Genomic DNA, 23222 nt, shown 5'->3' with positions numbered 1-23222 from the left:
CGAATCTCACAACCAACTGAAGGCCACATCATGAAGACTTCCTACGATCCGCTTTATCTTTTCATCGGTGGTGAATGGCTCAACGCCGAAGGGCGCGAGACTGCCGCCGTCGTGAATCCGGCAACCGGCCGGGAAATCGGACGCGTCCCACTCTCCACCGCAGGCGACCTTGATCACGCCCTGGCAGTGACTCGCCTGAGCTTCGAGCAATGGCGCCAGACCGTGCCCGACAAACGCGCAAAAATTCTCAAACGTGCCGCCGACCTGATCCTCGAACGTGCACCGCAGATTGCTGCGCAGATGACCCTGGAGGAAGGCAAACCGCTGGGTGAAAGCCTGGATGAAGTGACCCGCGCGGCGGAGTATTTCGAATGGTTCGCCGAAAGTGCCCGGCGCATCGACGGCCGTGTGGTCCCGGCCAATCGACCAGGCGTGCTGCAACTGGTCAAACGCCAGGCCATCGGCCCGGTGGCCGCATTCACGCCCTGGAATTTCCCGGCCATCACCCCGGCACGCAAACTCGCGGCAGCGCTGGCCGCGGGTTGCAGCGTCATTCTCAAGCCAGGTGAAGAAAGCCCCTCCACAGCGCTGGCCCTGGCGCGTGCACTCGATGATGCAGGATTGCCCAAGGGTGTGCTGCAAGTGGTCTTTGGCGTACCGGATCAAGTGTCCAGCCATCTGATCGCCTCGCCGATCATTCGCAAAGTGACGTTCACCGGTTCGGTGCCCATCGGGCGCCTGCTCTCCGCACGAGCGGCTGAAGGCGTGAAGCCCATCACCCTCGAACTGGGTGGGCACGGACCGGTTCTGGTATTCGAAGATGCCGACATTGAAAAAGCCGCCATCGAAGGTGTCGCCAATCGGTTTCGCGGGACCGGGCAAGTGTGCATTTCATCCACTCGGTTTTTGATCCAGCGTGGTGCCTATCAAGCCTTCGTTGATCACTTTGTCGCTGCGACCCAGGCCCTGCGGATCGGCGACGGCTTGCATCCTGACACCCAGGTCGGACCGTTGGCCAACCCAAGGCAATTGGCAAAGATGGAAGAACTGGTCGCCGACGCCGTCGAAAAAGGTGCACGGGTATTGGTGGGTGGTGAAGCCTTGTCAGGCGAAGGCTACTTCTTCCAACCCACGGTTCTGGCGGATGTGCCGATGGATGCCCGCGTGATGCACGAAGAGCCTTTCGGCCCTATCGCCGTGCTGATGCCGTTCGATGAACTGGCAGATGGTTTGAAAGAAGCCAACCGCCTGCCCTACGGCCTCTCTGCCTATGCGTTCACCACCAGCGCTCGCACGGCCATTGACGTCGCGGACGGATTGGAGGCCGGGATGATCGGGATCAACCAATACCGCATCGTTGCTACCGAGCTCCCCTTCGGCGGGATGAAAGAGAGCGGTCACGGCTCCGAAGGTGGCATTGAAGGTATCGAGCACTATCTCACCCACAAATTCATCAGCCAGGTTTAAGGAGCTCGCCCATGTCCAGGATCAATTTCAACAGTCCTCGCGAAGCCGCGCGCGCGTTCACGCCAAAGCTGGCGCAATTCGTGGACTCGACACTATATCCGCAAATCTGGAGCGATCCGGCGCTGTCCCCGCGCGACCGTAGCCTGATCACCGTAGCGGCGTTGATTGCCGGTGGTCATTCGGAAGAGTTGCCTGCCCACTTACGCCGCGCGGCTGGCAACGGTGTAACCCAAGACGAACTGGCGGCAGCGATCACCCACCTGGCTTTTTACGTGGGTTTCCCCGGCGCGATCACCGCATCGGCGATCGCCAACGCCACGTTCAGCGCAACGGAGAACAACTGAATGAAAGCCATCGACATCAGAGCGTTTGGTGCGCCAGACGTCCTCGAACTCGTAGAAGTTGCCAGCCCTGAAGTCCGTCCTGACGACCTTCTGGTACGTGTCTATGCCGCCGGGGTGAATCGTGCGGACCTGACTCACCGGACCGGTGGGTACGGCCGTCCTAATTTCGGCGACTCAATGATCATCGGTCTGGAAATCGCCGGCGAAGTGATCGGGAAAGGTAGCGCGGTGACGGGATTCGAAGCAGGAGATCGAATCATGGGCGTGGTCGGTGGCGGTGCCTACGCCGAACTGGCACGCATCGATTACCGCATGGCCATGCACGTCCCGGCGCAGCTTGACTATGTACACGCGGCAGCCATTCCCGAGGTCTTCGTCACGGCCCATGAAGCGATGATGCATCTGGCTCGGCTCAAGGCCGGCGATTCAGTGTTGATTCATGCGGCCGCCGGCGGCGTCGGGTCGGCCGCGGTGCAGCTGGCGTACGCTACGGGTGCCACGGTGTATGCGACGACCGACGGCAGCAAGTTGGCGCGTGTCGAGCATTTGGGCGCTGACGTGGCGATCGACTACAAGACGCAGGATTTCGCTGACGTAATCGCCGCCAAAACCCAGGGGCGCGGCGTCGATGTCATCATCGACTTTATCGGGGCGCCCTACTTCGCACGCAACATTGCGTCCCTTGCAAAGGGCGGTCGCCTGGTGCAAGTGGGCATCCTCGGCGCAGGCGGCAACGTGACCGTAGCGCTGGACGACATTCTTTACCGCCATTTGCAAATCATCGGTACGGTGATGAAGTCGCGTACGCAGCCGGAGAAGCACGACATGATCAAGCGCTTCCGCGAGCACTGGCTTGATCGCTTTGAGGGGGCCGGAAGCCTTGAGCCTGTCGTCGATAGCACGTTTGCGTTATCACGGGCTGCCGATGCTCACCGCCGAATGGAGTCTTCCGAGAACGTCGGGAAAATCATTCTGACGATGCAGCCTGAAGACTTGCTTTGAGTCTGGCCAAAACGGGGTGAAGACGCCTCCTGGAAAAATCGGCAAGACTATTTTGCTAACATCGCGCGCTCCAGCCCAATTGCACGAAGTAAACCGCAGGTATTTACATGTTCGACAGAAGCGATTTCGATCAACTATCGAGTGACCAGCAGATTTGTAGTGCTGCACGAAGTGAATGTCGCGGTCTCTACTACGTCACCTATCCAAACGACGCCTTTCGATATTCTGAGTCGCAGGAGACCATCAGAATAACTCGCGCACCCAAACGGCATGGTGAAGACGGACTGAAATTCTGGCTCCAGGCGGAGTACCTGGATTGGCGACCTGAAAGTGACAGCCGTTTCCCGCAACACGTATCCGACGCCAAGTTTGAGAAAATCCCGGAAGCTGTTTTCAATCAGATGATTGTGGATCGGACGATTGATTTGATTGCTCCGCTCAAGCAACCGCTGCATGAGCCGACAGGTTTTGTCGGAGCGTTGTTGATGTACTCAATGAAGACGGATTTCATCGTTTCACTGTTCGCGGAGTATGAAGACGAGTACATCCATTTCCACTGGTACACGATTTCATAAGCTCTGGCACCAAGGGCTCACGCGGACGTTTCCGGGGTTTGGAAATGACGAGCCAATAGCGCCAGGCTGTTCACGTGCGCGGACAAAGAGGTCCGCCAGAACGGGCCTCGATTTCCTGCATTTATCGCTACATCGGTTTGACTATTGCAGCCCGCGCCCTGGCGTCGGGACCGATCTTGAACCAGATCGAGTACATCGCGGGCAGGAACACCAACGTCATGACGGTGCCGACGAGCGTACCGCCAATCAGGGTATAGGCCAGCGTCCCCCAGAACACCGAGTGTGTCAGGGGAATGAACGCCAGGATCGCCGCCAGGGCCGTCAACAGTACCGGTCGCGCACGTTGCACCGTGGCTTCGACGACAGCGTGAAACGGATCCAGCCCTTCTTGCGCGTTGTGATGGATCTGACCGATCAAAATCAGCGTATTGCGCATCAGGATCCCCGACAGTGCAATCAACCCGACCAGCGCATTGATGCCAAACGGCTGATTGAAGATCAGCAGTGTCGGCACCACGCCAATCAAGCCCAACGGCGAGGTCAGGAACACCATGATCATCGCCGAGATCGAACGGACCTGCACAATGATGATGACCAGGGTCATGGCGATCATGATCGGCAACAACGGCAGGATCGCCTTGCCGGCCTTGCCGGACTCTTCGATCGCACCCGCCTGCTCGATCCGGTAACCGGAAGGCAGTTTCTCGATGATCGGCTGCAGTTGCTTCAGCAGCGCACTGGAAACGTCCGGTGGCTGCAAGTCTTCGGCAATGTCGCCGCGCACGGTGATGGTCGGGGTGCGATCACGCCGGCGCAGGATCGGATCCTCCATGCGCACATCGACCTCGCCTATCTGCGACAACGGGACCCGCTGCCCCGACGCACCGACCAGGGTGAAGCCTTCGATTTGCTGTGGATCGAGCCGGACATCGCCCGCTGCCCGCCCCATGACCTGTACTGAACGAATATCCTCGCGCACCGCCGTAATCGGTACTCCGCTGAGCAGGAACTGCAATTGTTGTGCAACCGCAGTCGATGTCAGCCCCACTGCCTGCAGACGGTCCTGATCCAGGTTGAAATGCAACGACGGCGTCAGCGGGCCCCAATCAGTGTTCACGGTTCTCATCATCGGGCTGTCCTGCATCACGCCCCGCACCTGCTCGGCGATCACCCGCAACTTGGCCGGATCAGGCCCCATCACCCGGTAGGCCACCGGAAACGGCGAGTAAGGACCAAACACGATTTGCGTTGCCCTGAGACGCGCCTCCGGGGCGAGCCCTTGAGCGACCGCGTCACGAAAACGCAACTTGAGGGTTTCCCGCGCTTCCTGACTGTCGGTCAGCACCACGATCTTGGCGAACGACGGATCGGGCAGTTCCGGCGCCATCGCCAGGAAGAAACGCGGCGCCCCCTGACCGATATAGGCCGTGACGATTTTCGCCTCATCCTGCTGGCGCAGCCAGGCTTCGACCTTGGCGGCCGTGGCGCTGGTCTGCTCGATGGAGGTGCCGTAGGGCATTTGCACCTCGATCATGACTTCGGGACGGTCAGAGGTCGGGAAGAACTGTTTCTTCACCAGGCCCATGCCCGCCGCCGCCACGAAGAACAGCACAATAACCATGCCCGCGACCAGCCATTTGCGCGCAATGACCCGGGTCAGAACCCGACGGAAGCGGTTGTATCGCGGCGTGTTGTAGATCGCCGCATGTCCACCCTCGACTGCCTTGATGTCCGGCAACAGTTTCACGCCCAGATAAGGAGTAAACGCCACCGCCACGACCCATGAAGCGATGAGAGCGATGCCCACAATCCAGAACATGTTGCTGGTGTATTCGCCGGCCGTGGACTGAGCGAAACCGTTGGGCAAAAAACCGATCGCCGTCACCAGGGTTCCGGACAACATCGGCGCCGCCGTGTGGCTCCAGGCATAGGCAGACGCCTTGATGCGATCGTAGCCCTCCTCCATTTTCACCACCATCATTTCAATGGCAATGATCGCGTCATCGACCAGCAGCCCGAGCGCCAGAATCAACGACCCCAGGGTAATACGATCAAAGTTTTTGCCGGTGGCCGCCATCACCACAAACACGATCGCCAGGGTCAACGGCACCGCAGCGGCGACCACCACGCCGACACGCCAGCCCATGCTCAGAAAGCAGACGAGCATGACCACCAGCAGCGCGACAAAGAACTTGACCATGAACTCGCCAACGGCGGAGTCGATATTCACCGCCTGGTCGGTGACCTTGGAGAGGCTCATGCCCAAGGGCATTTCCTCATTGATCCTGACGGTCTCGGCATCCAGCGCCTTGCCCAGATCAAGGCCATTCCAGCCCTCGCGCATCACCACACCGAGCAACAGCGCCTCTTCGCCGTTATTGCGCACCAGAAAGGTGGCCGGGTCTTCGTAACCGCGTTCGACCGTCGCCACATCAGACAACTTGAGTGTCCGCCCCTGCACGATCACAGGGGTGTCGCGGATTTTTTGCAGCTTGTCGAACGCACCGTCGAGACGCAGAAAAACCTGCGGCCCGCTGGTTTCGATTGATCCGGCCGGGGTCAGTGCGTTCTGACTGTTCAGCGCGGCGAAGATGTCCTGCGGCGACAAGCCCAGAGTCGCCAACCGGTCATGCGAGAAAGAAACAAATATCCGTTCGGCTTGTTCGCCGATGATGTTGACCTTCTTCACACCCGGCACATGCAACAGGCGCTGGCGCATGGACTCCGCATCGCGGACCAGCAGACGCTGCGGCTCGCCCTTGGCTTTCAGGGCGAACAGCGCAAAGGTCACGTCCGAATACTCGTCGTTGACCATCGGCCCGATGACGCCCGCCGGCAACTTGATCGCTTCATCGTCGAGTTTTTTACGCGCCTGATAGAACTCTTCCTGCACTTGCGAGGGCGGCGTGCTATCGAGCAACGAGACCATCGTGAAAGCGAGCCCTGGCCGCGTATAGGTTTCCGAGCGGTCGTACCATTTGAGTTCTTGCAGGCGTTTTTCCAGTGGCTCCGCGACCTGATCCTGCATCTCCTGTGCGGTCGCCCCCGGCCACGCCGTGATGACGGTCAACTGCTTGACCGTAAACGGAGGATCTTCGGCACGCCCCAGCTGGAAGAACGCCAGGGTGCCGGCAACGGCGATCAGGAAAATCAGAAAGACCGTGATCGAACGCTCGCGAACGGCGATGGCAGAAAGGTTGAATCGGCCCTCGCTCATGGACGACTCCCGGCAACGGTCGCCGCATCAGGCACGGGCATTCTTACTCCTTCACCTTCGCGCAACAGGTGAGCGCCCAGCGCCACAATCTGTTCGCCGACCCGGAGATCGCCAGCGACTCGCGCTGAATCGTCGCTCAACCCCAACACTTGAACCGGTCGCCAGGTCACGGTTGGCGGTGTGCCGGCGATGATCCACACGCCAGGACCTTTACCGGCGTCGTAAAGAGCGGCAACAGGCACTTGCAACGATGCGGCAGGTGTCGAACCCTCGGCGATTCTGAGGGTGACTGTCGAACCTATCGGCGCATTGGCCAGCGCGCCTTCCAGTACATAGCGCGCCTCGAACGTACGCGTCGTGCGGTCCGCCGAATCCGAAAGCAACCTCAGTTTCGCGGTAACAGCACCCGAGGCGTCGCCATAGAGCGTGGCTTGCGCAGTGGATCCTGCTGCGGGGCGCAAGGTCTCGGGCAAGTGCACGATGGCCTCGCGCTGCCCTGCCCGCGCCAATCGAACCACCGGTTGTCCAGGGCTGACGACTTGTCCGGGTTCGGCGAGTGTTTCCACCACAACGCCGTCGGCATCGGCAACCAGCACCGCATAACCGGAAGCGTTGCGGGCAACGTCCGCTTGCGCTTCAGCGGCGCTGAGTTGGGCCTTGGCGGTATCTGCGGCGGCTCTGATCTGATCGTAGGCCGATGCGGAAATGGCGCCGGCGCTGACCAGAGTGCGATAGCGGGCTTCGTCATCGGCTGTCTGCCTGGCGCGGGCCCGTGCGGCGATGACCGACTCCTGCTGCGCGCGTGCCTGCAACCCCAAGTCGATGGGGTCGAGCCGCATCAGCGGCTGACCGCGTTTGACGCTCTGCCCCGTGTCAACCAGACGCTCGAGCACCTTGCCCGAAACGCGAAACCCCAGGTCGCCCTGAATGCGCGCAGTCACCACTCCCGTGAAGGTGCGAGAACCGTCAGCCGCAGCCTGAACGGCGGTGAACCTGACCAGAGGCGCCTGTGTGCGCGGGTCTGCAACGGATGAGGAATCACCGCACGCCGCCAGGGCGAGCGGCAACAGGCATGCGGCAATGGGGAACGTTCGGAGCCGGCGCATAGGTTCTCTTACTGAAATAGGATGATCATCATATTCTCATCCTTGTGACCAACATCGTCAACAGTCACATTGCATGAGGTATTCGACGCTCCGGTTTTATCATTTATGCCGTGATTTCCTTTTCAAGCCTTAATTGACACATTGTGACCATTACGTAATATGGTCACGAAAATCTCGTTAAGGAACGCCGATGCCTCCCCTGCGCCCGATTGCTCTTTTAGTTACCGCCAGCCTCATGGCAGGTTGTGCGGTGGGTCCGGATTACCATCGTCCGGACGCCCCGCTTTCAGATCATTACCTGGGGCAGTCTGCTGTCGAACCACGATCCGGATCGACACCGGACAGCCTTGCCGCCTGGTGGGAAAGCTTCAATGATCCGCTGCTGACCGACCTCATCGACCAGGCCTTGCAGCAGAATCTGGATCTGGCACAGGCTTCGGCGCGCGTCACCCAGGCCAAGGCCGGACTGGGCGCCGCAAATGCAGCATTGCTGCCCTCGGCGAACATCAACGCACAGGCGGCACGCGCTTATCAGTCCGTCGAGACACCTTTGGGCCAGGTGTTGAATTCAACACCCGGCTATGACCGCTATGGCAATGCCTACGAGGTCAACTTCGAGGCGGGCTGGGAAGTCGATGTTTTTGGCGGACTGCGCCGCGGGCGTGAGGCGGCACTGGCTGAGTATCAGGCCTCAGCAGCGGGTGTCACGGCGACGAGGTTGGCGATCGCTGCGCAAACGGCCGACATCTACATCACCCTGCGCGGATTGCAGGCGCGGCTGGATATCGCCAACCGGCAAGTCGATACCCGGCGTGCGTTGCTGGAAAAGGTCCGGTTACTTTACGGCAAGGGTCTGGCCGCGGAGTATCAGGTGCGCCAGGCCGAGGGCGAGTTGTCGCAAGTCGAGGCGACCGTTCCGGTACTGCAAAGCGGTCTGGAGGCAGCCATGAATGCGATGGACGTGCTGCTCGGCACGCCTCCCGGCACTCACCGCACGCAACTGGCACGTGAGGGCGAGATTCCCGATGTGCCGTCGCTGACTGCACTGGGCACACCGGCAGATCTGCTGCGGCGCAGACCGGATCTGATCGTGGCCGAACGCCGTCTTGCGGCCTCCAACGCGCGTATCGGTGAAGCGATTGCCGAGTACTACCCGAAATTTTCCCTCAGCGCCTTGCTCGGCAGCGCGACAGCCGTATCCGGCGGCAATCTTTTCACCGGCGGCGCAAGCCAATCTGCCGGTGTGTTGGGTTTGCGCTGGCGGCTATTTGACTTCGGACGCATCAACGCCCGGATCGATCAGGCCAAAGGTCAGGAATCTGAAGCATTGGCGGCCTATCGCCAGTCGGTACTGCGCGCCACCGAAGATGTAGAGAACGCGCTGTCCTCACTGGTGAATCGGCAAACCCAGACCACGACCCTGACTGGCGGCGAAGCGGCGCTGACTCAAGCACGCCAGTCCTCGTTCACCGCCTATGAAAAAGGCACCGCCAGCCTGATCGATGTCCTGCACGCCGACGAAACATTGCTACAGGCCTCCGACGCCAGAGCGCAGGCGCGGACGGAATCGGCCCGTGCGGCGGTGGCGGTATTCAAGTCGCTGGGCGGGGGCTGGCAACCCACTGAATCACAACCTGTAGCGGCACGCTGAGCAGCACCACCAGATCGCTTTCAGGTCAGGGCATCAGGCTGCGCAGAATGAGGTTGGAGGTGAGCGTGGGCGCAACCTCGATAAAATCGAGATTGTGCTGCAGCAGCAACGGGTTTACGAAGGGGCGCAAGGCCAGATGAATCGCCTCGACGGTCTCGTCCAGCGGCGTCTTGCGCTCGAACTCTCCGAGCTCCCGCCCTTCACGCACGATGCCGAAGATAAAGCGCTTGATCTGCTCCTCATACACCTGAGCACTTGGCCAACGCTCCGCTGCCGAGAATGCCGCGATGTCGTAAAGCTTGCGATCATTGAAGAACAGGTCCACACCCGTGGCAATCACGGTCTTCACCAGCCGGCGTAAACGCTCGGTCGGCGAAATCGCCTCTGCGTTAACAGCCTGTTCGACCGCTGCAACCATTTGCCCCAGACAATTTGAGCAGATCGCTTCGCCGATCGCCTGCTTGGAATCAAAGAATTTATAGATGTACGCCTTGGAAAAACCGATGGCCCTGGCCAGATCGGAAACCGTGGTTTTGCCATAGCCGTATTGGCTGAAGTGTTCATTGGCTGCCGCGACAATCTGATCACGAATCTCGTGATCGACTGGGCCACGTGGGCCGGGCGAAGATATGGATGGCTGATTCATGGGCGTAGCTTACTCAGCCTGTCGAGGTCTTACAAATCGTGACCAATAGCGTACATATTTCACAAAAATCCGACTGGCTGAAAACGCGCCGACGTTCAAGTCATCGAACAGCGCGGATCGGCCCTTCTACGGCGTTTCCACTTCATCGACCGGCAACACCGGCAATGAAGCAAACATTTCGGCGCGGCATACCTCAAGGATTTCATCCGCCAAGGCGGAATCATCCGGACAGGCGCGTGACAAGACAATTGCGCCGACCGCACGCGACAGCAAGTCGATCATTTTCTTCCTCCCCTCGCCCTCCGCGGCATCCGGCCCTGTCGGATATTTTTCCCCCAGAGTTTGCAGGGTGCGTTCAATGCCTTCGGCAAACGTGGCTTTCACATCATCCGACTGACGCGCCGCGTCGCCACACAGTGCGGCCATCGTGCAACCGCTTCCGCGTCCGTCGCGATGTTCTCTGTTCACATAAACGTTGATGAAACCGGGGACATCGAGCGCCTGGGCACCTGTCAACGATTTGCCGAGACTGCAGGCCGAAGCTTCGACCATCAGGTCGGCCTTCGAGCCGAAGTGCTTGTAAAAGCCTCCATGGGTGAAACCGGCAGCCGCCATGAGATCCGCCACACCGACGCCGTCAAAGCCACGCTCACGGAACAGCTCTGAGGCCGTCTCAACGATGTGTTCTCGATTGGCCTGCGCCTGGGCCTTGGTCACTCTCACGTGCAATACCTCGTGTTTAGCGGGAATTCCTACGTCCGATGATACATAGATGTCGCCCATAATCAAAACCGTTGACAGTTTAGATTTCGATCATCATCCTAATTTCACACCCACCGATCTCCATTCACGGGCACGGAAGATTCATCAGATGACCAAACAGACTCTTTTCTCCCCTTACACGCTAGGCAGTCTCACGCTGTCGAACCGCGCTGTTCTCGCGCCGCTGACACGCAACCGCGCGGGCCAGGGCTTTGTCCCGAGCGAATTCGCGGCGATCTATTACAGCCAGCGCGCCAGCGCCGGTTTGCTGATCAGCGAAGCGACGCAGATTTCCCGACAGGGTCAGGGTTATCAGGACACCCCCGGGATCTACACACAGGCGCAGATAGACGGTTGGCGCACGGTCACCGATGCGGTTCACGCCAAGGGCGGAAAAATCTTCCTGCAGCTGTGGCATGTCGGCCGCGTTTCACACGTTGACCTGCAAGAAAACGGCGCCGCACCGGTGGCCCCGTCTGCGCTGCGTGCCGCGACCAAAGTGTTCGTCAACAACCGTTTTGAAGACGTTTCCGAACCCCGCGCGCTGGAACTCGACGAACTGCCGGGGATCGTCTCCGATTTCCGCCAGGCCGCGGCCAACGCGGTCGCGGCCGGGTTCGATGGCGTGGAGATTCACGGTGCAAACGGCTACTTGCTGGATCAATTCCTCAAGGACAACGCCAATCTGCGCACCGACGCTTACGGCGGTTCGATTGAAAATCGTGCGCGTCTGTTGCTCGAAGTGACGGCGGCGGTCGTCAATGAGATCGGCGCGGATCGCACCGGTGTGCGTCTGTCTCCAGTGTCGCCAGCCAACGGCGTATCCAGCAGCGATCCGCAGGCGCAATTCAATTACGTCGTCGAGCAACTCGACGCCCTCGGTGTGGTTTACCTACACGTGGTCGAAGGCGCGACCGGCGGCCCGCGCGACGTGGCGCCTTTCGATTTTGGCGCCCTGCGCCAGCGCTTCAAAAACACCTATATCGCCAACAACGGCTATGACCTGGACCTGGCGAACGCGCGGCTCGCCGAAGACCAGGCCGACCTGATCGCCTTCGGTCGCCCGTTCATTGGCAACCCGGATCTGGTGGAGCGCCTGAAGCAGGGCGCGCCGCTGTCCGCGTTCAATCCCGCCACCCTCTACGGTGGCGGCGCGGCGGGCTACATCGACTACCCGACGCTGGCTGAATCAAGCGTCAGCGCAAGCTGAGCGCGTTCTGTTTCTCACCTCCTGAAAGAGAGATACCCCATGAACACTCGCCCTACTGTTCTCATTACTGGCGCCTCCACCGGCATTGGCGCCGTCTATGCCGAACGCTTCGCCAGACGTGGTCACGATCTGGTACTGGTCGCCCGCGATCAGGCTCGCCTGGACACACTGGCAGCGCGCTTGCGCAGCGAGCACGACGTCGCCGTCGATGTCATCCCGGCAGACCTGACCCAACTCGCCGATCTGACCACCGTTGAAAGCCGCCTGCGCGACGACGCCCGCATCGGCATTCTCGTCAATAACGCCGGCGCCGCGCTGTCCGGCCACTTCGTCGATCAAAGCACCGACAGCGTCGCGCAACTGGTTGCCCTGAACACCACGGCGCTGGTGCGGCTCGCCAGCGCCATCGCCCCACGCCTGGCCAAGGCCGGCGACGGCGCAATCATCAACATCGGTTCGGTGGTGGGCCTGGCGCCGGAATTCGGCATGAGCGTCTACGGTGCGACCAAGGCCTTCGTGCTGTTCCTGTCCCAGGGACTGAGCCTGGAACTGTCGCCGCAAGGTGTCTATGTGCAAGCCGTGCTACCCGCCGCCACTCGCACGGAAATCTGGGATCGCTCCGGCGTCGACATCAACACCCTGAGCGAAATCATGGAAGTGGGTGATCTGGTGGATGCCGCACTGGTCGGTTTCGATCGTCGCGAACCTGTGACCATCCCGCCGCTGCACGAGGCCGAGCGCTGGGATGACCTGCAGGGCGCACGCCAGGGCCTGCTGGGGCAAATTCGCCAGTCTGCGGTTGCCCAGCGCTATCAGACGCCACAGTGATTTTTTGCTAGCGAGCAGTCGCGGCAGATTCGATGCAGGCACAGGGCATTGCATCGAATCCTGTCGGCTTGCCGGAGTGACAATGAGTTCAATACAGACAAATTCCCGCTCGGGTTCGCCGACGTCATTCATCGACGCAGCGAACCAGTCGATCACGGTCAACGGCATTCCCTACGCCTACCGCGACACCGGGCCCGCAACCGGCGTGCCCCTCGTGCTGTTCAATCATTGGGGCGCGGTGCTGGACAACTTCGACCCCGCGATCATCGATGGCCTGGCGCAAACCAGACGCGTCATCACCACCGACTATCGCGGCATCGGCAACTCGGGTGGAACCGCGCCACTGACGGTGGGTGAAATGGCCGACGATGCGATCCAGCTGATCAGGGCGCTGGGGCTGAAAACCGTGGATGTGCTCGGATTTTCCCTCGGAGGTTTCGTCGCTCAGGACATTGCCCTCAAGGCGCCTGACTTGGTACGCCGGTTGATTCTGACCGGTACTGGACCGGCGGGCGGCACCGGCATCGACAAGGTCGGCACAGTGTCATGGCCATTGATCCTCAAAGGCTTGCTGACCCTGCGCGATCCCAAGTTCTACCTTTTCTTCACCTCGTCGGCCAATGGGCGACGGTCTGCCTCGCAGTATTTAAGGCGCCTCAAGGCACGCAAGAACAATCGCGACAAGGGCCCGACGCCACGCGCCTTCCTGCGGCAATTGAAAGCCATCACGGCGTGGGGCAGACAACCGCGGCAAGCGCTCGGACGCTTGCGCACACCGACACTGGTCGTCAACGGCGACAACGACATCATGGTGCCCAGCGTTAACTCGTTTGAACTGGCCAGGCTTATCCCCGACGCACAGTTGGTGATTTATGAGGATGCCGGGCACGGCGGGATTTTCCAGCATCACGCCGACTTTGTGGCCAAGGCGCAGGCGTTTCTCGATGCTTGATCACGTCACGCAGCAACACCGCAACCCACCGACTACCCTCCGTACAACCAGCAAGAGCCGCACCACGATGAAAGCATTTCTGATTGATGGCTATGGCAAGAACCCCGGACGCATTGGCGAAGCGCCCGCCCCCGCAGTCGGTGCCCACGACGTCTTGATCGAGGTCCATGCGAGCAGCGTCAACGTGCTGGATTCGAAGATCAGCAAAGGCGAGTTCAAGCTGATCCTGCCCTACGCCTTTCCGTTGATCCTGGGCAATGACCTGGCGGGGGTCGTGGTTGAAGTCGGTTCGAAGGTGACACGCTTCAAACCGGGAGACGCGGTATATGCTCGCGCGCCCGAAGCGCGGATCGGGACGTTCGCCCAATTGATCGCCGTGAACGAAACCGCGGTCGCCCTGAAACCTGGCAATACCGACATGGTACAAGCCGCGTCCTTGCCCCTTGTTGCACTGACTGCGTGGCAAGTACTGGTTGAAACCGCCCGGCTGCAAAAGGGCCAGAAAGTGCTGATTCACGCAGGCTCGGGCGGCGTTGGCACCATTGCCATTCAGCTTGCCAAACACCTCGGTGCGTTTGTCGCCACAACCACCAGCACCGCCAATGTCGAATGGGTCAAGGCGCTGGGGGCCGATCTGGTGATCGACTACACACAGCAGAACTTCGAAAATGTACTGCATGACTATGACGTGGTGCTGAACAGCCTCGGCGCCGACGTACTGGAGAAGTCACTCAAGGTCCTGAAACCTGGTGGCCAGCTCATTTCCATCTCGGGCCCACCCACTGTGCAGTTCGCGCGGGAGCAAGGGTTGTCCTGGCCATTGCAGCAAGTCATGCGCCTGCTGAGCCTTGGCATTCGTCGCAAAGCGCGCAAGCAGGACGTCAGCTATGCGTTTGTGTTCATGCGAGCCAATGGCGCTCAACTGCAACGCATCACCGCGCTCGTTGAGGGCGGAATCATCAAACCTGTGGTTGATCGCTCCTTCCCCTTTGAATCAACGGCCGAGGCATTGAAGTACGTTGAGCGGGGACGCGCCAAGGGCAAGGTCGTTGTTGCGCTCAAATGACCACGCCGCCTGTTCCTGAATCGAACGTAGACACTGCACACCCTTTACTGCTGGAGCGGCCCTCAGCCGAAGTGATTTCGCCAGAGGAGCAGCAAGTGCTTCAACCGGATGATGTGCAGGTTCAACCGCCCGTTATCGTTTGGCACAGTTTGATGCTTGAGCCATAAGGAAGGTTGCAGGTGATCTCGTCAGGCTGTCGCGCTCGACTCGACAAGATGAATTTGCGTGGCATTGCGCCCGGCCAGCCAGGCCAGCACGGAAGCGGCGACCAGGACAGCGGCGCTAAGCTCTAAGGTGGCTTTGTAGCCGCTCAAATCAAAGGCCAGACCGCCAATGATTGCGCCGCCGGCGATCGCCAGCTGGACGATGGCTACCAGCAAGCCGCCTCCCGCTTCAGCATCATCCGGGAGCGTCTGCGCCAGCCATGTCCACCAGCCGACCGGTGCGGCCGTGGCGACCAGCCCCCAGAGTCCGAGCAACACGGCAGTCAGCACCGGCGATTTGCCGAAGCTGATCAACGCCAGCGCGATCACCGCCATGACCAGCGGAATGGCGGTCAGCGTGCGGTAGAGACCGCGCCCCATAAACCGTTCGATCAGAAAGGTGCCGATAAACCCAGCCAGTCCCAGCCCCAGCAGCATGAAGGACAAGGTTGAGACACCGACGCCCGTCACGCCTTCAAGAAATGGTCGCAGGTAGGTGAACAGCATGAACTGGCCCATGAAAAAGACGCTGACGGCGACCATGCCCAAGGCCACTGGCAATTGCTTCATCAGACGCAGAACGTTGCCGCTACCTGCCTGGCGTTCGGCCTTGAAGGACGGCAGGCTGATCAGCAGCCACACGGCGGCAAGCACCGCGACCGGAACCACACAGAAGAATGCGCCGCGCCAGCCGATCAACGAGCCCAGGAAGCTGCCCGCCGGAGCGGCGATGACCGTGGCCAAAGCGTTGCCGCCATTGACGATGGCCAGCGCACGGGAAACCTGTTCAGGCTTCACCAGGCGCATGGCAGTCGCCGCCGACAGCGACCAGAAACCACCAATAGCGATCCCGATCAGCGCGCGTCCGAACATGAATGACGGATAGCCCGGCGCAAGCGCGACGACCGTACCAGAGACGATCATAAGCAGGGTCAGGCCCAGCAGAAGCTGCTTGCGTTCGATGCGAGCGGCGACCGAGGCGATCAACAAACTGGTGATCAAGGCAAAGCCACCGGACACGGAAATCCCCTGCCCGGCCTGGCCCTCGGTGATGTGCAGGTCTGCCGCAATCGGCGTCAGCAGGCTGACGGGCATGAACTCTGAAGCGACCAGGGCGAATGCGGCCAACGACATGGCCAGCACGGCGCTCCAGCCGCCCGTTCTTTTAGAAGGTTTTGTAGAAGGTAACGTCATGAAAACTACCTGTGGTGCGAAAAACCGTAGGGGGGTGATGCGCAGGGGCAAGCAGTTTGTCGCCCGTCCGGGCACTGCCCCTGTAACAGATAGACACATTCTCCCGGTCAATCCGGTGCTTCCCTAGTGCATTCCTCTTGAATGCTTGCCTGATCCTCTGGGGATGCAGGGTGATAGATAGGAAACGTCTCGCGCGCGCATTAGAGTTCGGTCAAAGGAGTGAGCCCACATGATCCCTACCCCTCTGCCCCAGGAATCACATTTGGCACGGCACATCGACCCGCGTGTGAAAGCACCGGGTGACTTCGCCACGTCGATACCCGGGCTGTCGCTGTTTCGTCGCGACCAGCCGGCGCCCCCCGTGGTGTGCATGATCGAGCCCAGCCTGATTCTCGTGGGTCGCGGCGAAAAGCGCTTGTGGGTCGGCGGTGAGGGCTACAGCTATGACCCGTCGCGGTTTCTGGTCACGTCGCTGGACCTGCCCGCGAACTCCGAAGTGATGCTCGCCAGTCCCGGACAGCCCTGCGTCGGCCTCGTATTGAAACTGGATGTCAGCATGCTTGCCGAGGTCATTACCAAGAGCGGCTTGCCCTCGAAACGCCAGCCATCAACGGGTACGGGCGCTGCGATTGGCAGCCTGTCGTCAGCGTTGGAGGACGCGCTCGATCGCCTGCTGGCATTGCTCGATGAACCCGAGGCGATCCCGGTCCTGGCGCCGCTGATTCTGCGAGAAATCCACTATCGGCTGCTGCACACCGACCAAGGCCCACGGCTGCGGCAGATCACTGCCGTCGACGGTCAGGGCTATCGCATCGCCAAGGCCATTGACTGGCTCAAGGTCAACTACACCGATGCCCTGCGCATCGACGATCTGGCCGCGCGGGTGCAGATGAGCACGCCGACCTTTCACCATCATTTCCGCCAGCTCACCGGCATGAGTCCGCTGCAGTACCAGAAATGGCTGCGGCTCAACGAAGCGCGCCGACTGATGTTGATCGAGCGCCTCGACGTGTCGCGGGCGGCGTTTGCAGTCGGCTATGAAAGTCCTTCGCAGTTCAGCCGCGAATATGGCCGGCTGTTCGGCACCGCACCGAGCCGCGACATGGCCCTTTTGCGCGGGCAGCCATTCGAGGCAGAAGCCCTCGGCACAGTCGCGAATTGAACGAAAACCGGTGATGCGCCGCGCCGCGTGTCACCGCTCATAACAATGCACGTCAACCGATGATCAGCGGGTGAATCATGGAACTACGAATCAACCAGAAGACCTATCAGGTCGATGCCGACGCCGATACGCCCTTGCTGTGGGTGATCCGCGATGATCTGGGCATGACCGGCACCAAGTACGGCTGCGGACTGGCGCAATGCGGCGCCTGCTCGGTGCTGGTGGACGGCAACGTCGTGCGCTCGTGCGTCACGCCGGTGGCCGGTGTGGTCGGCCGCGAGGTCACCACCATTGAGGCCATCGAGGCCGATGACGTGGGCAAACGAGTGATCTCGACCTGGGTCGATCTGCAGGTCGCCCAGTGCGGCTACTGCCAGTCCGGGCAGGTGATGGCTGCCACCGCGCTGCTCAAGCAGAACCCCAAACCGAGTGATGCGCAGATCGAGGCGGCGATGGTCAATCTGTGCCGCTGCGGTACGTACAACGCCATCCATGCCGCCGTGCATGAACTTGCCGGCAAGGGGGACGCGTGATGAACGTTCGTATCGATCCTTCACAACACGCTTCAGTCCTGGATCTGCAGGAACCGATCAATGTGTCGCGCAGACGTTTTCTGACCGGTACCGCCGTCGGCGCACTGGTGCTCGGTTTCGGTCTGCCACTCGGTGCGACACGGGTGCAAGCTGCAGCGACAACGACGGCCGAGCGTGGCACGCAGGTCCCGGCGTTTCTCGAGATCCGTCCGGATAACCGCGTGCGTCTGCTCTGCCCGTTCATGGAAGGTGGACAAGGCACGTTCACCGCCATGGCGCAGATCGTCGGTGAAGAACTGGATGCCGATCCGGCGACCTTCCTGGTCGAAGCCGCCCCGCCCGGCGAGGCCTACGTAGTCATGGAGAACGGCATGCGCATCACCGGCGGCAGTATGTCGGTGCGCATGAGTTACCCGGTCATGCGCCGCCTCGGTGCCCTCGCCCGCGCCATGCTGTTGCAGGCGGGCGCGCAGCAACTGGGCGTGCCGGTGAGCGAGTTGAGCACCGAGCCTGGCAAAGTGGTGCACGCCAGATCGGGCCGCTCGCTGGCCTACGGTGAACTGGCCGAGCGCGCGATGGATTTGCCGGTTCCCGATCCGGCCTCTGTAAAGCTGCGCGATCCGAGTCAGTTCCGCTGGATCGGCAAACCGGTGAAGCGCCTCGATGCCTACGACAAGTCCACGGGCAAGGCGCTGTACAGCATCGATCTGAAGGTCGACGACATGCTGCATGCCGCCGTTCAACATGCCCCGCGCCTGGGGATGACCGTGGGAAACCTGCGCAACGAAGACCAGGTCAAGGCGATGAAAGGCGTACATTCCGTGCATCGTCTGCCGGGCGCCGTGGCGGTGGTCGCCGAGCGCTGGTGGCACGCCAAACGTGCCGTCGAGGCGATCCAGGTCGACTGGCAAGAGCCGACGGCCGACAGCCAAGTGCGGCCGATGCCCGCCGACTTTTCCAGCGATGCGTGGTTCAAGCGCCTCGCTGAAGATAAAAGCCCCGCCAAAGATGATGAACACGAAGGCGATGTGGCTTCGATTCTCAAGGAGACCAAGACCCGGATCGACGCCACTTACCACAACCAATACCTGAACCACGGCCAACTGGAACCGCCTTCAGCGCTGGCCCGGTTCAATCCGGACGGTTCGCTGGAAGTCTGGTTGCCGAATCAGGCGCCGGACATGTTCCGCGCCGACATCGCCAAGCGCACAGGACTGGATCCGTCGCGCATCACCTTGCATTCGCCGCTGCTGGGCGGGTTCTTCGGTCGGCACTTCCTCTACGACTCGGCCAATCCCTATCCTCAGGCGATTGCGCTGTCCAAAGCGGTTGGTCGCCCGGTCAAACTGATCTGGAGTCGTGAGGAAGAGTTCCTGCGTGACGTGCTTCGCCCGGTTGCCGCCGTGAATTTCCGTGCCGCGCTGGACAACGACGGCTGGCCGCTGGCAATCGAAGCGATCAGTGCCACTGAAGGCCCGACCGAGGCCCTCGCCGGCAAGCAGGGTGAAAAGCTCGACCCGACGGCGCTCGAGGGCTTATCGGGCAAGTCCTATGCGATCCCCAACAAGCGCATCGCGCAGATCTACGTCAAAGGTCCGGCGATGCTCGGCTATTGGCGTTCGGTGGGCAATTCCCTCAACGACTTCTTCTATGAATCGTTCCTCGATGAACTGGCCGACAAGGGCGGCAAGGACCCGTTCGACCTGCGCCTGCATTTGCTGCGCGGCAACCAACGGCTGACCACACTGCTGCAAGCCGTGGGTGAACTGTCGGGCGGCTGGAAGCGTGGGCCGTTTACCGCCGAGGATGGCAGCCGGCGTGCGCGCGGGGTGGCCATGGCTTCGCCGTTCGGTACGGAGACGGCGGTGATCGCCGAGGTGTCCATCGAGAACGGCCAGGTCAAGGTGCATGACATCTGGCAGGCGATTGATCCGGGCAGCATCGTCAACCCGGCGATTGTCGAGGCTCAGGTCAACGGTGCCGTGGCGCTGGGTCTGTCGCAAACACTGGTGGAAGAAGCCGTGTGGATCGATGGCAAACCCCGGGCGCGCAACTACGACTTGTATCCGATCCTGCCGCCAGCGCGGATGGCACGGGTCCATGTGCGCGTGGTCGAGAGCGGGGAAAAAATGGGTGGCATCGGTGAACCGCCGTTGCCTGCGGTCGCACCCGCTGTCGCTAACGCGGTGGCAGCGCTGACCGGTCAACGGGTGCGCAGCCTGCCCATGAGCCGACACACCTTCAGTTGATCAGCCCCGGAGCGTCCATGAATAACAGCCGATTCGCAAGAACCGCTGGCTGGCTGGCGGTGCCGTGCCTGGTCGCGGCAGGCCTGCTGGCCTGGTATGTCACCCGCGAGCCAGTCTCGCGCCTGGAAAACACTCAGATCGCCGTGGCCGATATCGACCCGGCGCTGGTCGCCCGTGGCGAATACGTCGCCAGGTTGAGCGATTGCGTGGCCTGTCACAGCGTGCCGGGTGGCGCGCCATTCGCCGGCGGCCTGGAAATGGCCACGCCGCTGGGCGCGATCCATGCGACCAACATCACCCCGGACTCGGAAACCGGCATCGGCCACTACAGTCTGGCGGACTTTGATCGTGCCGTGCGCCACGGCGTGGCGCCTGACAGTCGCCGTTTATACCCGGCCATGCCCTACCCGTCCTACGCCAAGCTCAGTGATGACGACGTGCGAGCGCTGTATGCGTTCTTCATGAAAGGCGTGGCGCCGGTCAAACAGGCGAACATCCCCAGTGCGATTCCGTTTCCGCTGAACCTGCGTTGGCCGATTGCACTGTGGAACGGTGTGTTTGTCGACGTCGAACCTTATGTGACCAAACCGTCGCAGGATGAACGATGGAACCGCGGCGCTTATCTCGTGCAGGGCGCCGGGCACTGTGGCAGTTGCCACACGCCGCGCAGCCTGGCGTTCAACGAGAAGGCACTGGATGAGTCCGGCAAGCCATACCTCGCCGGTGCCCTGCTCGATGGCTGGTACGCACCGAGCCTGCGCGATGACCACGACACCGGGCTGGGCCGCTGGAGCGAGCAGGAGATCGTGCAGTTCCTCAAGACCGGTCGCAACCAGCACGCGGTGGTCTACGGCTCGATGACCGAGGCGTTCAACAACTCCACGCAGTTCATGAGCGACGACGATCTGACGGCCATTGCCCACTACCTGAAGTCGCTTCCGGGAGATCGCGAGCGGGATGGCGCGCCTTGGCAGTATCAAGCGGTTTCGGCAGCGCAACGTCTGGACTCGCCCGGTGCGCATACCTACGTGACGCGCTGTGCGTCGTGCCACGGTCTGGACGGCAAGGGTCAATCGCAGTGGATGCCGCCGCTGGCGGGCGCCACCTCGGCACTGGCCAGGGAAAGTGCCTCGGCAATCAACATCACTCTGAATGGATCGCAACGAGTGGTGGCGGCCGGCGTGCCGGATGCCTATCGCATGCCGGCCTTCCGTGAGCAGCTGTCGGATCAGCAGATCGCCGAAGTGCTGACCTTCATGCGCAGCACCTGGGGCAATCAGGGCAGCGCTGTTGATGCAAACACGGTTGGCAAGCTACGTGAGCACACCGATCCGGCCAGCAGCAGTCCGATCATCCTGCAGATGCGTTAAGAGGAAAACCCGACGAGAGCCATCGACTTGCGTGTGGAAACGCCCTTGCGCCGTAGCACATTCCACACCTCGTCGAATGAACATACATTCATCTAAAACATCGTTCCAAGCGTCTAGTCTGCGGGTTCCGACATAGTGACTACAGGAGTTACCCACCATGTTCTCGCATGAAAGCATCCCGCTGATCATCATCTTCACCATCATGCTGCTTGGCGTTCTCGTCGCCGTCCTCCACCCGGTACATGCTGTCGTCACGTGGCTTCGCAGACGCCGCGAAGCATCTGCAACGCAACGTACGCGAAACGCCGATTCGCGCTGAATACGTCCATCACCCGCCCGGCAAGGTCCGGGCTTTCGGCTCCCCCTGCGCTGCACCCGGTTAAACACGGCCAGGTGTGACCCCTTCCACGCCGATAAGGCTACAGAGCGATACAAAAGCGCCACTGCACGACACATCCCGGGTACACGCCAATGCAAAAGTGTGGGCCATCGGAACCTTCGCTGTCCGACATCCCCCCATCACTCAGGCAGGTATTTCCATGATCAATCAACTCGACACCGTGCTGTACACCGGCAAGACCCGCACCACTGGCGGGCGCGATGGCGCATCGCGCAGTTCGGACGGCAACCTGGACATCAAGCTTTCGCCACCGGGCTCGAATGGCAGCGGCACCAATCCGGAACAACTGTTGGCAGCCGGTTGGTCGGCCTGCTTCATCGGCGCCATGGGCAAGGCAGCCGCGGCACAGAAGATCAGGCTTCCGGCGGATGTGGCGGTCGAAACCGAAATCGATCTGGGCAAGGCCGGCGACGCATTCTTTCTTCAGGCGCGCTTGAGTGTCAGCCTGCCGGGGCTGGAGCCTACGGTTGCCCAGGCGCTGGTGGACGCTGCGCATCAGACCTGCCCTTACTCAAAAGCCACTCGCGGCAACATCGACGTCACCCTGCGGCTGATCTGAATCAGCCCTGTTTGATCCTGCAAACCGCCCGATGCAAGGCTTCGGGCGGTTTTTTTACAGGGTTGAGCGATGCCGTTCCTCCGGTTCAAACAACCAGAGGCGCGAACGGTCATTGAATGATTTACGCGAACGATGTCTCGTGCTCGCTTTCGTGGACGTAAATCCACGAGATTCCCGATGGCGAATCCGGGTCGAGACGCATGAGCGCCGAGTCGACTTTCTTCTTGGTGATCCCGTTCTTGACCAGGTCGAAAACCGTCAGGAAGAAATCACCGGGAAGCGGCGTGATCGAGAGATTGATGATGTGCGATTCGGGGCTGCCGGCACGCTGGCCGTGCAGGCCCCAAAGGCGTTCCCAGTAGTTCTCCCGGTCCATGATCTGACCGTCCGTGAGCACCACCCGGAAATCATTCGCCAGGGCATCGTACAAAGGCTTGATCGCGTCTTCCGACTGGGAAGCCACACCGCGCGACCACGGGAAAAAGAGGTTGTACCAGCGGTACACCTCGGCTTTGACGAGTGCGGTTTTATCGGTTGTTTCGGTGACTCGGCTGATTGCCATCTGCGTTCTCCTTAACGAGTTCAAAGGCGCGGGTTTCCGTTGCGCATCGCCTGGGCGATGCTCCGCGCCTCATTCAAGATCCATCCTGAAATCAACGTCACGGATCAGCTCGAAAGCGCTTGAATGACTTCAGAATTTCTCCCGTCATTTGGCTGACCCGGCCA

The 23222-nt window shown here is 60.9% G+C and carries 21 protein-coding genes; 15 read left to right on the top strand and 6 right to left on the bottom strand.

Annotated features, from left to right (window positions below; genetic code table 11):
* Positions 1-30: 30 nt before the first annotated feature.
* From AC07Y2_RS21895 to AC07Y2_RS21880, 4 genes are all read left to right on the top strand, one after another.
* Entirely contained in the window at positions 31-1467 is a 1437-nt protein-coding gene (locus AC07Y2_RS21895) for an NAD-dependent succinate-semialdehyde dehydrogenase (RefSeq protein ID WP_039772206.1), read from the top strand.
* 11 nt (positions 1468-1478) lie between these two features.
* Positions 1479-1811 (top strand): carboxymuconolactone decarboxylase family protein, encoded by a 333-nt coding sequence (locus AC07Y2_RS21890; protein ID WP_074690879.1) that lies wholly within the window; start codon positions 1479-1481, stop codon positions 1809-1811.
* Positions 1812-2813 carry an NAD(P)H-quinone oxidoreductase gene (locus AC07Y2_RS21885; protein WP_103386876.1) on the top strand — a complete coding sequence of 334 codons (1002 nt, stop codon included), beginning with the start codon at positions 1812-1814 and terminating at the stop codon, positions 2811-2813.
* A 107-nt stretch (positions 2814-2920) separates the two neighbouring features.
* Positions 2921-3388, top strand: coding sequence for a hypothetical protein (locus AC07Y2_RS21880; RefSeq protein ID WP_039772200.1), 468 nt, complete (start codon positions 2921-2923; stop codon positions 3386-3388).
* A 127-nt stretch (positions 3389-3515) separates the two neighbouring features.
* Here the strand turns inward: AC07Y2_RS21880 and AC07Y2_RS21875 are convergent, their stop codons facing one another.
* A complete protein-coding gene (locus AC07Y2_RS21875) occupies positions 3516-6605 on the bottom strand; it encodes an efflux RND transporter permease subunit (RefSeq protein WP_103386875.1) in 3090 nt (1029 codons plus the stop codon).
* A complete protein-coding gene (locus AC07Y2_RS21870; RefSeq protein WP_103386874.1) occupies positions 6602-7711 on the bottom strand; it encodes an efflux RND transporter periplasmic adaptor subunit in 1110 nt (369 codons plus the stop codon). The genes AC07Y2_RS21875 and AC07Y2_RS21870 overlap by 4 nt, the downstream gene beginning before the upstream one ends.
* A 190-nt stretch (positions 7712-7901) precedes the next feature.
* Between AC07Y2_RS21870 and AC07Y2_RS21865 the strand changes: the two genes are divergently transcribed.
* Positions 7902-9362, top strand: a complete 1461-nt coding sequence (locus tag AC07Y2_RS21865) for an efflux transporter outer membrane subunit (RefSeq protein ID WP_103386873.1) — start codon at positions 7902-7904, stop codon at positions 9360-9362.
* A gap of 25 nt (positions 9363-9387) precedes the next feature.
* Here the strand turns inward: AC07Y2_RS21865 and AC07Y2_RS21860 are convergent, their stop codons facing one another.
* Both AC07Y2_RS21860 and AC07Y2_RS21855 read right to left on the bottom strand, forming a co-directional pair.
* The gene (locus AC07Y2_RS21860; RefSeq protein WP_103386872.1) at positions 9388-10008 is read right to left on the bottom strand and encodes a TetR/AcrR family transcriptional regulator; all 621 of its coding nucleotides are present in this window, start codon (positions 10006-10008) and stop codon (positions 9388-9390) included.
* A gap of 126 nt (positions 10009-10134) precedes the next feature.
* Positions 10135-10731, bottom strand: a complete 597-nt coding sequence (locus AC07Y2_RS21855) for a TetR/AcrR family transcriptional regulator (RefSeq protein ID WP_178082873.1) — start codon at positions 10729-10731, stop codon at positions 10135-10137.
* A gap of 148 nt (positions 10732-10879) precedes the next feature.
* Between AC07Y2_RS21855 and AC07Y2_RS21850 the strand changes: the two genes are divergently transcribed.
* The 4 genes from AC07Y2_RS21850 (at position 10880) to AC07Y2_RS21835 (ending at position 14826) form a co-directional block, all read left to right on the top strand.
* Positions 10880-11980 (top strand): alkene reductase, encoded by a 1101-nt coding sequence (locus tag AC07Y2_RS21850; protein ID WP_103386870.1) that lies wholly within the window; start codon positions 10880-10882, stop codon positions 11978-11980.
* Positions 11981-12019: 39 nt separating this feature from the next.
* A complete protein-coding gene (locus AC07Y2_RS21845) occupies positions 12020-12808 on the top strand; it encodes an SDR family NAD(P)-dependent oxidoreductase (RefSeq protein WP_103386869.1) in 789 nt (262 codons plus the stop codon).
* An 82-nt stretch (positions 12809-12890) separates the two neighbouring features.
* Positions 12891-13760: an alpha/beta fold hydrolase gene (locus AC07Y2_RS21840; protein WP_103386868.1), complete on the top strand. Its 870-nt coding sequence runs from the start codon at positions 12891-12893 to the stop codon at positions 13758-13760.
* Positions 13761-13827: 67 nt separating this feature from the next.
* Positions 13828-14826 (top strand): NADP-dependent oxidoreductase, encoded by a 999-nt coding sequence (locus AC07Y2_RS21835; RefSeq protein ID WP_103386867.1) that lies wholly within the window; start codon positions 13828-13830, stop codon positions 14824-14826.
* A gap of 188 nt (positions 14827-15014) precedes the next feature.
* Here AC07Y2_RS21835 and AC07Y2_RS21830 read toward each other — a convergent pair whose 3' ends face one another.
* Positions 15015-16223, bottom strand: a complete 1209-nt coding sequence (locus tag AC07Y2_RS21830; RefSeq protein WP_103386866.1) for an MFS transporter — start codon at positions 16221-16223, stop codon at positions 15015-15017.
* Positions 16224-16452: 229 nt separating this feature from the next.
* Between AC07Y2_RS21830 and AC07Y2_RS21825 the strand changes: the two genes are divergently transcribed.
* From AC07Y2_RS21825 to AC07Y2_RS21800, 6 genes are all read left to right on the top strand, one after another.
* Positions 16453-17385: an AraC family transcriptional regulator gene (locus AC07Y2_RS21825; protein ID WP_103386865.1), complete on the top strand. Its 933-nt coding sequence runs from the start codon at positions 16453-16455 to the stop codon at positions 17383-17385.
* A 77-nt stretch (positions 17386-17462) separates the two neighbouring features.
* Entirely contained in the window at positions 17463-17918 is a 456-nt protein-coding gene (locus tag AC07Y2_RS21820) for a (2Fe-2S)-binding protein (RefSeq protein WP_103386864.1), read from the top strand.
* Positions 17918-20167 (top strand): xanthine dehydrogenase family protein molybdopterin-binding subunit, encoded by a 2250-nt coding sequence (locus tag AC07Y2_RS21815; protein ID WP_103386863.1) that lies wholly within the window; start codon positions 17918-17920, stop codon positions 20165-20167. Before AC07Y2_RS21820 ends, AC07Y2_RS21815 begins: the two co-directional genes overlap by 1 nt.
* 17 nt (positions 20168-20184) lie before the next feature.
* Entirely contained in the window at positions 20185-21537 is a 1353-nt protein-coding gene (locus tag AC07Y2_RS21810; protein ID WP_103386862.1) for a c-type cytochrome, read from the top strand.
* A gap of 157 nt (positions 21538-21694) precedes the next feature.
* A complete protein-coding gene (locus AC07Y2_RS21805) occupies positions 21695-21856 on the top strand; it encodes a hypothetical protein (protein WP_166742318.1) in 162 nt (53 codons plus the stop codon).
* 220 nt (positions 21857-22076) lie between these two features.
* Positions 22077-22496: an organic hydroperoxide resistance protein gene (locus AC07Y2_RS21800; RefSeq protein ID WP_103386861.1), complete on the top strand. Its 420-nt coding sequence runs from the start codon at positions 22077-22079 to the stop codon at positions 22494-22496.
* Positions 22497-22617: 121 nt separating this feature from the next.
* On the opposite strand, the gene AC07Y2_RS21795 is transcribed toward AC07Y2_RS21800, so the two are convergent.
* Positions 22618-23058, bottom strand: coding sequence for a hypothetical protein (locus AC07Y2_RS21795; protein WP_103386860.1), 441 nt, complete (start codon positions 23056-23058; stop codon positions 22618-22620).
* Positions 23059-23222: the final 164 nt, after the last annotated feature.

Source organism: Pseudomonas sp. GW456-12-1-14-TSB6 (assembly GCF_059424205.1).
Note: the sequence above shows the minus strand (reverse complement) of the source record. Positions and strands in the feature narration are given on the sequence as shown.